The organism is Pseudomonas sp. (genome assembly GCF_026224925.1).
Lineage (GTDB): Bacteria > Pseudomonadota > Gammaproteobacteria > Pseudomonadales > Pseudomonadaceae > Aquipseudomonas.
Genome location: NZ_JAMFRV010000154.1, coordinates 17,318 through 28,412, shown reverse-complemented (window position 1 = coordinate 28,412; position 11,095 = coordinate 17,318). Strand labels below are relative to the sequence as shown.

General features: G+C 56.4%; 9 protein-coding genes. 5 read left to right on the top strand and 4 right to left on the bottom strand.

Features of this window, described 5'->3' with window-relative positions; all coding sequences use genetic code 11:
- Nucleotides 1–146: 146 nt before the first annotated feature.
- Nucleotides 147–800: a TetR/AcrR family transcriptional regulator gene (locus tag M0974_RS06660; protein ID WP_297834322.1), complete on the bottom strand. Its 654-nt coding sequence runs from the start codon at nucleotides 798–800 to the stop codon at nucleotides 147–149.
- Nucleotides 801–1,118: 318 nt separating this feature from the next.
- The gene (locus tag M0974_RS06655) at nucleotides 1,119–2,012 is read right to left on the bottom strand and encodes a LysR family transcriptional regulator (protein WP_297834320.1); all 894 of its coding nucleotides are present in this window, start codon (nucleotides 2,010–2,012) and stop codon (nucleotides 1,119–1,121) included.
- A gap of 121 nt (nucleotides 2,013–2,133) precedes the next feature.
- Between M0974_RS06655 and M0974_RS06650 the strand changes: the two genes are divergently transcribed.
- The 4 genes from M0974_RS06650 (at nucleotide 2,134) to M0974_RS06635 (ending at nucleotide 6,841) form a co-directional block, all read left to right on the top strand.
- Nucleotides 2,134–2,838 carry a flavodoxin family protein gene (locus M0974_RS06650; RefSeq protein WP_297834317.1) on the top strand — a complete coding sequence of 235 codons (705 nt, stop codon included), beginning with the start codon at nucleotides 2,134–2,136 and terminating at the stop codon, nucleotides 2,836–2,838.
- A gap of 509 nt (nucleotides 2,839–3,347) precedes the next feature.
- Complete coding sequence (locus M0974_RS06645; protein ID WP_297834313.1) at nucleotides 3,348–4,577, top strand: alkene reductase; 1,230 nt, start codon at nucleotides 3,348–3,350, stop codon at nucleotides 4,575–4,577.
- 212 nt (nucleotides 4,578–4,789) lie between these two features.
- Nucleotides 4,790–5,779 carry a zinc-dependent alcohol dehydrogenase family protein gene (locus M0974_RS06640; protein WP_297834310.1) on the top strand — a complete coding sequence of 330 codons (990 nt, stop codon included), beginning with the start codon at nucleotides 4,790–4,792 and terminating at the stop codon, nucleotides 5,777–5,779.
- Nucleotides 5,780–5,962: 183 nt separating this feature from the next.
- Nucleotides 5,963–6,841: an SDR family oxidoreductase gene (locus M0974_RS06635; RefSeq protein ID WP_297834306.1), complete on the top strand. Its 879-nt coding sequence runs from the start codon at nucleotides 5,963–5,965 to the stop codon at nucleotides 6,839–6,841.
- Between the two features lie 407 nt (nucleotides 6,842–7,248).
- Here the strand turns inward: M0974_RS06635 and M0974_RS06630 are convergent, their stop codons facing one another.
- Nucleotides 7,249–8,148, bottom strand: coding sequence for a LysR family transcriptional regulator (locus M0974_RS06630; RefSeq protein WP_297834303.1), 900 nt, complete (start codon nucleotides 8,146–8,148; stop codon nucleotides 7,249–7,251).
- A gap of 139 nt (nucleotides 8,149–8,287) precedes the next feature.
- On the opposite strand from M0974_RS06630, the gene M0974_RS06625 reads away from it, so the two are divergent.
- Nucleotides 8,288–9,511, top strand: a complete 1,224-nt coding sequence (locus M0974_RS06625) for an MFS transporter (protein ID WP_297834301.1) — start codon at nucleotides 8,288–8,290, stop codon at nucleotides 9,509–9,511.
- Between the two features lie 314 nt (nucleotides 9,512–9,825).
- Here M0974_RS06625 and M0974_RS06620 read toward each other — a convergent pair whose 3' ends face one another.
- Nucleotides 9,826–10,809 carry an aldo/keto reductase gene (locus M0974_RS06620; RefSeq protein ID WP_297834299.1) on the bottom strand — a complete coding sequence of 328 codons (984 nt, stop codon included), beginning with the start codon at nucleotides 10,807–10,809 and terminating at the stop codon, nucleotides 9,826–9,828.
- Between the last annotated feature and the right edge of the window lie 286 nt (nucleotides 10,810–11,095).

Here is an 11,095-nt window from a genome sequence, read left to right as displayed (position 1 = left end):
GGCGCGGTTACTCTGACCTGCCCTTTTACGAAGATGTAGCCGTCTGACGTAGATAACGAAGTTTCGCGCCTGAATATTTTTTAGGCGCGAAGCCGTCTCTTCTTGAGGCTACTTTGCGCGGCAACCAGGCTGGCGCGGTAGGTGCCTTATCCCTGGACGCTGTCTGGTCGTCTACGCTTGAGCCCTTCAAATAGCACGCGCTTGAACCGATCTACCGGCTCTGTGCTCCTCCGCACTTTCGCCATGAGGAACGCGCCCTGAAGCGACGACAAGACGAAGCCCGCAAGGTCTTCAACGTCGGTGTCGGGAGCAAGCTCCCCGGCCTCTACGGCCGCTGTAAGGCAGTAAGCAAAGGCTTTCTCATCGTCGATAAATCCTTGCAGCACTCGATTGATGATTTCATCGCCGTGTTCGTTAGCTTCTGCGCTGATGTTTCCGCAGAGGCAGCCATCCCGCATTTGATTCTGATTAAGAAAGTCGCGCGATCTGTCGATGTAAGAGGACAGCCTTTCGAGAGGGGGCAACTGGTCATTGCGCAAAGTCGCCAACACCTCTGCGTCTGAGCGACTTCTATAGCGCTCTAGCACCTCCAAACCGAAGGCGTTCTTGGTCGCGAAGTGATTGGTAAATGACCCTAAAGGCACCCCAGCAGCCATTGCGATGTCTCGAACACTCGTCGCAGCTAGCCCGTGCTGATGAACCGCGCGCGCGCCTTCAATGAGAAGCTTTTCTTTGTTGCCAATTTTTTTCATAAAAATAATATAGTCGTACATCTTTTTGGTGTCAAATTCGGGGCTCATGCTCTTTCCCCTAGTGCTGTGCCTTTTAACCGGAGAGTTTCACGGATGGCATATACGGTCGTCGAGTGCATACAGTGGGTACGATGTGCGGCTCGATTATTGCCCCCATAAGGCCGCGCTGTTACGCCCAGCCTATTCGGCGAACAGGCCTTCCGGCTAGTGGTCAAGTCTCGAATCCTCGTGGAAGAAGCAAGCTCCGCCTTAGCAGAGGGTGGTGCCGGTACATACTCACCCGGTGACGTAGTTACCGGGTGAGCAGAAGACAACCTGTGCTTCCAAGTCTTAAATAATGGTTCACTGATCGGCTCAGGCGGATCGTCAGATGTCGGACTGGATGGCTTTGTCCAGTAGGAAGTCAATGAACAGGCGTGTACGTGCGGGGAGCTGCCTGCCAAAGCCATGTAGCGCGTAGGCTGGCAACTTTATCAGTGGATGGTCCGGCAATATTTGCACCAGATCGCCTGCAGCCAGGTCGTCGGTGACAGTTACGCGCAATAGATAAGCGATGCCGGCTCCAGCCAGCGATGCCTTACGAATCGCCCCTGCGTCGTCAGTATCAAAACGACTATTGAGCAGTAGGGTGGTGCCATTGGCGAAGGCAACCGGCCACGGTTTGCCGCTGACCGCATAGCGCAACCCTTGGTGCGAAGCCAGCTCATTGATGTTGCTGGGCAAACCGTTTTTACGGACGTACGCGGGGGACGCCACCAATACCCAATTGAGATCGGTGATCTTGCGGCTGATCAGTTCGCTGTCCGTCAATGTACCCATGCGGATTGCCACGTCGTAGCCTTCACGAATGATATCGACGAACCGATCTGTAACGTTGAGTTCGATCTTCACGTCCGGGTATTGCTCCAGAAACTCCGCGACCCAACCGGCAATCAACATGCGGCCGAACTCCTGCGGCGCGGAAATTCGCAGTAACCCCAGCACGGTAGACGCACCGGCAGCAAGATCGTCGGCCTCGTCAATCGCCCGCAACAAGGGCGCAACCCGGTCGTAATAAGTTTGGCCTTCGGCGGTCAGTCTGAGGGTGCGCGTGGAGCGCTGGAACAAACGGATTCCCAGCCGGCCCTCTAGGCGTGCCACGCTCTTCGATACCGCCGACTGACTGGACCCGATCACTCGGCTAGCAGCGCTGAACGAGCCTTCTTCTGCGGTACGAACAAACGCCACTAAGCCAGTGGTCTTTTCGAGGATAGTAGTCAATACGAACTCCAGGCATAGGTGCTGATCGCTGGACGGGGTAACTGAAAAAAAAACTAAACCCTACTATCACGACCGTCACGGCACGTAACGCGGCCGTTTGTACTCAATCGTGGAGCACCAGATGTCAGACACTATCAAAGTTGCCGTGGTTTACCACAGCGGGTACGGTCATACCTTAAAAGTCGCAGAAGCAGTCGCACTCGGCGCATCCACCATTCACGGAGTCGAGGTGCACTTGGTCAAGGCAGAGGAAGCCCATCTGCAGTGGAGTCTGCTGGACGATGCCGACGCCATCATCATGGGCGCGCCGACTTACATGGGAAGTTTATCTGCGCCGTTCAAGGCGTTCATGGATGCAACATCTCATCTGCAATATGTCGAAAAACGCTGGACCAATAAAGTCGCAGCCGGTTTCACCACAGGCGCATCGCGTGGTGGTGACAAGCAGAACTCACTGGTGCAGTTGATGACTTTCGCCGCGCAGCATCAAATGCACTGGGTCAACCTGGGCTTGAACTACGGCAACAATCGCTCCTACTCTAACGAGGACATCCTCAACCGCGACAGCTACACATTGGGCATGGCAGCCCAGGCCAATATGGACCAAGGAGGAGAGGTGGCGCCCCCTTCCTCGGACATTCGCACGGCGCAGTTTCTTGGGGCCCGGGTTGCCGAAGTGGCGCAAGAGTTGGTGGCAGGCAGATTGGCGCTAGGCCGAACTAATACGCCGGGTATCAAAGGCGGGTCTGATCAACAAGACCCATTGCGACGCGGCGTGGATGCGGCATCAGCTGCGCAAGTGCTTACGAGCCTAACCGCAGGTTAACCCCAATCCGATATCGGCCGCATCTTCATGCGGCCCTCTCCGCGTCATGGAGAGGTGAGGGCAAAAAGGACACACCTATTTGCGTTCCATCCGCTACCTCAAGTACGGGAGTCCTCAATAGATACCCGAATACCCCTAATTACGCTAACCCTAACTCACTCCTGCGGATACACCTGATCCCCGATTCACTCCACCACAGAAATCATCTGCTGAATCGCCAACGCCATATCTCATTGAGAACCGGTCAGGCCGACATTGACTGAGGCGCAGGGGCGTTGCGATAAGCGCAAGGCGCTTTCGGATTCTACGTTAGGGACGATGTCGGAATGTCTGGATCCACCGCCGCCAAGACCCCACTCCTTTGAACCAGAGACGCACTGCCCGTCTAGGTCAAACTGAAATCGCTTGACATCACAAGATGGTCGTACATATTGTGATAGTCGAATGTGTACGTACATATTTATTTCCGTTAATTCGGCACCCGGCTCGGAGTCCGGATTGAAGCTTCTTTGATCCTCAAGGGCATTAACATTTCGACGGAGCAGGTTGACCTAGGCGCGGAGGCGCAGTTTTCCGAAGTACGCCACGCGATCAACCTGTCCGCCATTCATTTTATCGAGGTAATTATGTCAAAGCTTTTTTCACAAACTACGATCGGTTCGATCCTTCTTAAGCATCGCGTCGTTATGCCTCCGTTGACCAGGTTGCGTTCAAACCCTGACGACAGTGTCAGCGACATGATGGTCGAGCATTATGCGCAACGCGCCTCGGATGGGGGGCTCATCATCATCGAGTCCGCGAATATCTCAATCCAGGCGCGGGGTTATATCGGCGCTCCGGGGCTTTATCTCGATAGTCATATCGATGGTTACCGCAGGATCGCGGACGCGATCCACGCAAAAGGCGGGCGGGTCGTCGCGCAGATCGTGCATTGCGGGCGCACTTCGCATACCGACATAACAGACGGCCAGCCGCCAGTAGGGCCGTCCGTGATCCCCTTTGACACGATCGCGTTCACTTTAGACGGATGGAAACCAGTTTCGCCGCACCGAGCCATGAGCCTCGAAGATATTCGCGAAACTGTGAAGGATTTCCGCGACGCTGCGCAGCGTGCCTTCGACGCTGGCGTTGACGCCGTCGAAATTCACAGTGCCAACGGCTATTTACTCGACAGCTTCTTGCACGACGGTAGTAACAAGCGGACAGATGCCTATGGTGGGTCCGTGGACAATCGTGCGCGTTTCTTACTGGAGGTCGTGGAGGCGGTGTCGTCATTGCATGGCGCCGACCGCGTTGGCGTACGGCTTTCGCCGAGCGGCGAGTGGAATGACATGGTCGACAGCGATCCTGAAGCCATGTTCGGTCGGGTAGCCGAATTGCTTAATCAGTTCGGGCTTGCCTATCTCCACATTATCGAACCTCGCATAAAAGGTGATGACGCCAAAGTCGGTCTTGAGGATAGCGCGCCGGTCGCAGCCAAGCACATGCGGAAGATCTTTACCGGACCAATCATCGCTGCTGGGGGGTTCGACGGCGATAGCGCTGAGGCAATTCTGCAAGCGGGTGATGCCGATCTGGTCGCGATTGGGCGGCCATTCACTTCGAATCCAGACCTGCCTATGCGACTTCAGTTCAAATTGCCGCTTACTCCTTATGATCGCTCCGCGTTCTGGGGTGGGACAGAACAGAGCTATACCGACTTCCCTCGATTCCACGAACTTGAAGTTGGCGCGCCATAGGGCGTCGATCAGCCGGTCCGGAATCACCCACTGGGCTCGCTTAACCGCCATTGCGTTACTGCTAGAAGAGCACGTTCGTATTCCGGTTGATTGGTGGGTTGATTCTTGCCAGCACGCTACTCCCGCAGATGAGGCACTAGGAGGTTGGAAAGTCGTCCAAGTTGTCTATGTAAAAACACTCATCTGCCGATCCACCCCATTCAGGAGTTCTTATGTCACGCACAATTAGGTTCGCAAAAGCTGGGGTCCCGGAAGTTCTCGAGTTCGTCGAAACGGACGTCCCTGCTCCCGGCTCGGGTGAGGTTCGCATTCGGGTCAAAGCGATCGGCATCAACCGTGCCGAGGCGATGTGGCGCACTGATGAGTACATCGAACCTGTCAAATTTCCGGCTGGTCTTGGCTACGAAGCTGCAGGAATCATCGATGCTGTGGGCGCCGGCGTCACAGGCTTCGAAGTGGGTGACGAGGTCAATGTGATCCCGTCGTTCTCGATGAACGAGTATTTCACCTACGGCGAGGTGATTACCGTACCGGACTACGCCATTGTGAGGCACCCAAAATCTCTTTCGTACGTCCAAGCGGCGTCGGTCTGGATGATGTTCGTGACGGCCTACGGAGCGCTCATTGAGGACGCCAAGGTAGGCAAAGGCGATTTCGTCCTCATTCCCGCTGCCTCTAGTAGTGTGGGGCTCGCAGCGATTCAGATTGCCAATTACGCCGGCGCGACTTCCATCGCCCTGACGCGAACTTCGGCGAAGAAGGAGCGACTGCTCGGCGCCGGCGCCGGGCACGTAATTGCCACGGAGGAGGTCGATCTCGTGCAGGAAGTGATGCGAATCACTGATGGCAAGGGCGCGCGCGTCATCTTCGACCCGGTCGGCGGCCCGAACTTCCCGAAGCTGATCTCTGCGCTGGCCTTCCAGGGCATCGTATACATCTATGGTGCTCTCAGCGAGGGTGTCACATCGCTGCCGGTCCTGGCGTTGATCGCCAAGATGCCGACCGTCAAAGGGCACAATATCTGGCTGACGACGGGTGACGAAAAACGCCGCAAGAATGCGGTGGAGTTCGTCCTCAAAGGACTCGAAAGCGGGGCCCTCAAGCCGATCATCGATCGCACATTCAAGTTCGATGACATGGTGGAAGTTCACCGTTATCTGGAGAACAACGGCCAATTCGGGAAGGTTGTTGTGACGGTGTAAGCGGCCCCGGAAGCCGCCGCCCGTGGCCAGCCAACATACCGAGCGCCACTTGGCCCATAGCGCCTTAGACACAACACTCAGAGAACGGCGTTGCACCGTCTCAGACAGAGTTCTCGGTAACTTCGCATCACTCAGCAAAGTAATGCGGGTTACCGTATTTTTCACTCACTAGTGGAGTTTGATATGACCAATGTTAAGCGGAAAATTCTTGTGACCGGCGCAACCGGTAACATCGGGGGCGCGCTCGTTCGCTTTCTCGCTGCCGACGCTAGCCTGCAGGTCGTGGCCGCTGCTCGCAACCCGGAGAAAGCGGCGTCCCTTGGCGTCCCTGTCGTGTTGTTTGACTATGATCGCGAAGAGACGCTTGCACCGGCGCTGGACGGAGTCGACAGTGTATTTATGTTGACGGGCTATACCGTCGATATGCTCAAGCAGAGCCACTCCTTTGTGAACGCAGCCAAGAAGGCTGGGGTGAAATACATCGTTCACTTGGGCGCGCCTGGCGACGACGACACCAAGATCGGTCATTGGACTTGGCATCAGTTCGTCGAGCGCTTTATCGAATGGTCGGGGATCTCGTTCACCCATCTAAGGCCCCAGCTTTTCATGCAGAACCTTCTGAACTATGGCGGCTCTGACGCCAAGAACAATGGCTCCATTCGTCATTATGTCGGGGATGCAAACATCAGTTGGGTCGACACTAACGACGTCGCCGCCGTCGCAGCTGTGGCGCTTCGGCATCCGGAAAATCATGAGGGGAAGACGTACCACCTAGGTTATGAAGCGAAGAGCTATTCGGAAATCGCGGACGTCCTAACGAAGGTGATTGGGCAGAAGTTCACCGCGGAATCGCGGCCGCCCAAAGAGTTCCTGGACGAGATGCTTGCCGCAGGCGCTGAGCCCGCGTACATGAGCTGCGTCCACCAGAACTGGGTCGACTACGAAGCCAGGGCGATTCCCGGGGCGGACGCTGTCTATGACAACTTCTTTGCATTGACCGGTCGCCAACCTAAGACGTGGGCCGAATTCGCCAAAGAAAACGCCGCAGCGTTCAAGTATTGATATAGCGCAGTACAGCGCGGTCCGGCTCCTAAAGGGACCACCCTTGCGAGCAGGGCCGCCGTTGCAGCGCTCATTGCGCTCGGCGTAGCGCTCCAGCGCAAGGTATGGCGTGAAGTTGCTCCGAACGGCATGCCATTTGGCATGCGGTTTGACCACGCAGATGGCATCCGACGCTAGCAATAGTGTGGCCATGTAAATATTCGGCCGCGACACGATTAGCATCTTCGCAATCAGTTGAGCGCCTTGCAGGGTCGCCACGATAAGGTTGGCAAGACCACCGCAATTGCAAATATCTCACCGGCAGATGTGGCGGCTCTCAGGTGGTGCGCAATGGGCTCTCGTATCTTCGCAAATATAGTAGCGAGTCGGTTTCGGGTGTGTTTTTGCCATGACTGCTGGCTCGAAGTCTATTTGTCCGCGATGACGGTCAATAAGTTCTCTTTTAGATAGTCGATCAGCGCTCGGAGTTTTGGAGATGCGTGCCGACTAGAGGGCCACAACATCCAGAGCGTTCCGTGGTGTACGACGTATTCATCCAGTACAAGCTGCAGCTCACCCCGGTTTAGTGAGTCGCGCACGACGAAATCAGGAATGCAAGCTATGCCTATACCTTGACGTGCCAGATAGAGCTGTGAGCCGGTGGTGGAGCAAATCGCGGTCTTGGTTAGGGGGGGAATCGGTGTCGCGTCGGGTGTCTGCAGTGGCCAGTGCTCAATCTTACCGGTAGCCGGAAACTTATGCAGCAGGCAAGCATGGTCAGCCAGGTCTCGTGGATGCTGTGGCGTTCCCCGTTCGTTCAAGTACGCCGGCGAGGCCACTAGCACATGTCGAAATTTGCCCAGTTGCCTCGACATCAGCCGTGAGTCCTGTGGCTCGCCGGTACGGATCACTGCGTCGAAGCCTTCTTCGATCACAGCCACCATGCGATCGGACATGTCGATGTCCATCTCAATGTCCGGGTAACGACGCATGAAGCCGGCTATCGCCGGCATCATCAATTCGCCGAGCAACGGCATGCTAACGCGCAACCTGCCGCGCGGGGCTGTGGTTAGCTGCGACAGCTCAGCTTCTGCAGCTTCCACCGCTTCGAGAATTTTCCGACAGCGTTCAAGGAACAGGGCCCCCTCTGAAGTCAAGGTTATGCTCCGGGTGCTACGATGAAACAGGCGCACACCCAGTCGCTCTTCCATTCGCACAATACTTTTGCTCACGGCCGAAGGGGATACGTCCAGCGACTTGGCGGCCTCGGTAAAGCTGCGGGTATCGGCAACCAGCACGAAAATATTGATGACGCTCAAGCTTTCCATGAGGTTCCTACATCGCTTTTGTCGATTGGAGCCTTCGACGTCATTGCTGACACCAGAGTCCGATATGTTCGGAACGCTAACCTATATTTAGCTGAAACGCGAAGCCCTAATCTGGCGATCTCAATTCAAGGAGGTCGTCATGACCCGTTCTAGCACAGCTCCAAACGTCGACGCCGATCCACACGGGAATCCACTGCGTTCCTGGTTGTCGGTGATTTCGGTGGCCGTCGCCGCGTTCGCCTTCGTCACCACCGAATACCTGCCGGTGGGTATCCTGCCGCAGATCGCCAATGACCTGCACATCTCCGAAGGCACGGCCGGACTGATGGTGACCGCCCCCGGCATACTCGCCGCGATTTCCGCCCCTGCGATGATGTTCGGTGCGGGTCGTATCGACCGCAGATTTATCCTCCTGGCGCTGACGATGCTGCTGTTGGCCTCGAATCTGGTGGCGGCGTTCTCCACTAACTTTACAGTGATGCTGCTAGGGCGTGCTTTGCTAGGCGTCTCGTTAGGTGGGTTTTGGACGGTGGCGTTGGCGGCGTCTGGGCGACTGGTGGCAGAAGCGCGTGCTGCCAAGGCCATGGTATTGATCTTCACCGGAATCACCTTTGCCACGGTGCTGGGTGTGCCGTTTGGTACTTTTCTAAGCAACCTGTTTACCTGGCGCGCCGCGTTTATCGCCACCAGCCTTCTGGTCGCGGTCGCGTTGGTGGCCCAGGCGATTTTGTTGCCGGCCCTACCTTCGAAAGGTTCGGTCAGCATTGACGGATTACTCGCCCTGTTGCGTCGCAGCAATCCGCGTAAGAGCATCCTGCTCGTCTTGTTGGTGATCGGTGCGCACTTTACGTCCTACACCTACATTGCTCCGTTTCTGGTGCAAGGCGGCGTCTTCAGCCTGCCAATGATCAGCGCGATCCTGCTGGGTTTTGGAATTGTCGGCATGGTCGCCAATTTCGCGATCTCCGGTCCCGCTGGCAAGAACCTGCAGGCGTCGCTGTTCTGGATGGTGCTCTTGATGATGCTGGTGCTGATGGCCCTACCTTTGTTGCAAGGTTCCGCAGCGGGCTTGGTCGTTGCGGTGCTGGTGTGGGGGGTTGCGTTTGGCGCAATTCCGTTGTGTCTGAGCCTTTGGCTGCAACATACCTCTCCCGATTTACCTGAAGCCGGTTCGGCAATGTTGGTTACAGGGTTCCAAGTGGCTACCGCTCTGGGTTCGTTTGGCGGTGGTGTGGTGGTGGACCGAGTGGGCGTACCTGCCACGCTATGGATGGGCGCGGCGCTGGCACTGGTCAGCCTGCTGTTGATTGCCAGCTTCGGCGTCAACAACAAGCGTCTGGTCGAGCAGTTGGCAACCCATTGAGGGCGTGCAAGCCGGCGGTTATGGCCGCCGCCGGCAGCAAAGGGGGAGGGGGTTTATAACGGCTGTGTTTATCTTGATTGTTAATGTGTACGAGCATTTTAAATACGAGTCGCCCAGTGAGCCCATTCAGACTTCCGGTCGCGATCACCGTCGGACTCGCTGCTAGTGATCATCAGGAACCGAAAGCAGAGCCTTCGGTCCGGTGTATCAGCGTAGGCGCGTGGCCCTGTGGCAAATCAAGCGCTGAACTTCGGTACGTTCAGCGGCGACACGCATCGTGTTCCTGCCGTATCGTTCAACAGCCAGGCACGGATTTACTCGAAGCCCGACACCCCATGCGGCACGTAAGGCGCTTCAAGGCGCTCAATATCTTCGGGCGCTAATGTCAACTCCATTGCCGCAACGGCGTCCGTCAGATGCTGTGGCTTGCTGGCGCCGATCAGCGGGGCTGTCACACCAGCACATTGGGCCACCCAGGCCAGTGCGACTTGAGCCTTGGGTATCCCGCGCTCGTTGGCGATGCTGGACACTGCTTCGACAACCTGTCGATCAGCATCGGCGGTTCGCTCCAGATATAGGCTTTTGCCAAACTCATCAGCATCTGCGCGGGCACTGCTTTCATTCCAGTCACGCGTCAGTCTGCCTCGAGCCAACGGGCTCCAGGGCAGCACGGCAATGCCTTGGTCACGGCATAGCGGCAACATCTCCCGTTCTTCTTCACGGTTAATCAGGTTCAGGTGATTTTGCATCGAGACAAAGCTCGTCCACCCATTGGCTTTCGAGGTATGCAAGGCTTTGGCAAATTGCCAGGCGTACATCGAAGACGCTCCGATGTGCAGGGCTTTGCCATCCTTGACCACGTCGTGGAGGGCCTCGAGCGTCTCCTCAATGGGGGTGTGATAGTCCCAGCGATGTATCTGATAAAGGTCGACGTAGTCGGTACCAAGGCGGCGCAAGCTGTTGTCGATCTCACTCATGATTGCTTTGCGTGAGAGACCGCCAATATTAGGTGCTTGATGCGAAGGAAAGAATACTTTAGTGGCGATGACGATCTCTTCGCGCCGCGCGTAATCGCGTAGCGCTCTGCCAACGATTTCCTCAGAGGTGCCGTCAGAGTAGCTGTTGGCGGTGTCGAAAAAATTGATGCCCAGATCCAGCGCCTGCTTGATCAGCGGCCGGCTTTTTTCCTCGTCCAAGGTCCACGCATGGTTACCGCGCTCGGGGATGCCGTAGGTCATGCAGCCGAGAGCCAACGGGGAAATTTTGAGCCCGGTTTTGCCCAGGGATTTATAAATCATGGATTCCTCCTCATTCGATAAGTACGACATTCACGTGCCTGCTTTCACTTGCGCTGCATTGCCCTGTCTCGACCACGCAGCTAATACCTCCGATTGAACAGGCCACGAGCTGTAGGCTTTAGCTGCCGCCACCTGCAAGTCAGCTTCAACATGCCGTGGACACTGAGGGTTGACGGCCGCCCGTGTGACGCGAGCATAATAGTCGGCGTTATGCATGACGATCTGGGCAGGGCGGTTAGCCCGTTCCGGACGTAACTCGCTGTCATAGGTCCCCCGGTGTCAGGCT

Coding starts and splice junctions, on each gene's coding strand:
- M0974_RS06660 (WP_297834322.1), bottom strand. CDS start 800: ATGAGCCCCGAATTTGACACCAAAAAGATGTACGACTATATTATTTTT.
- M0974_RS06650 (WP_297834317.1), top strand. CDS start 2,134: ATGTCAGACACTATCAAAGTTGCCGTGGTTTACCACAGCGGGTACGGT.
- M0974_RS06640 (WP_297834310.1), top strand. CDS start 4,790: ATGTCACGCACAATTAGGTTCGCAAAAGCTGGGGTCCCGGAAGTTCTC.
- M0974_RS06635 (WP_297834306.1), top strand. CDS start 5,963: ATGACCAATGTTAAGCGGAAAATTCTTGTGACCGGCGCAACCGGTAAC.
- M0974_RS06630 (WP_297834303.1), bottom strand. CDS start 8,148: ATGGAAAGCTTGAGCGTCATCAATATTTTCGTGCTGGTTGCCGATACC.
- M0974_RS06625 (WP_297834301.1), top strand. CDS start 8,288: ATGACCCGTTCTAGCACAGCTCCAAACGTCGACGCCGATCCACACGGG.
- M0974_RS06620 (WP_297834299.1), bottom strand. CDS start 10,809: ATGATTTATAAATCCCTGGGCAAAACCGGGCTCAAAATTTCCCCGTTG.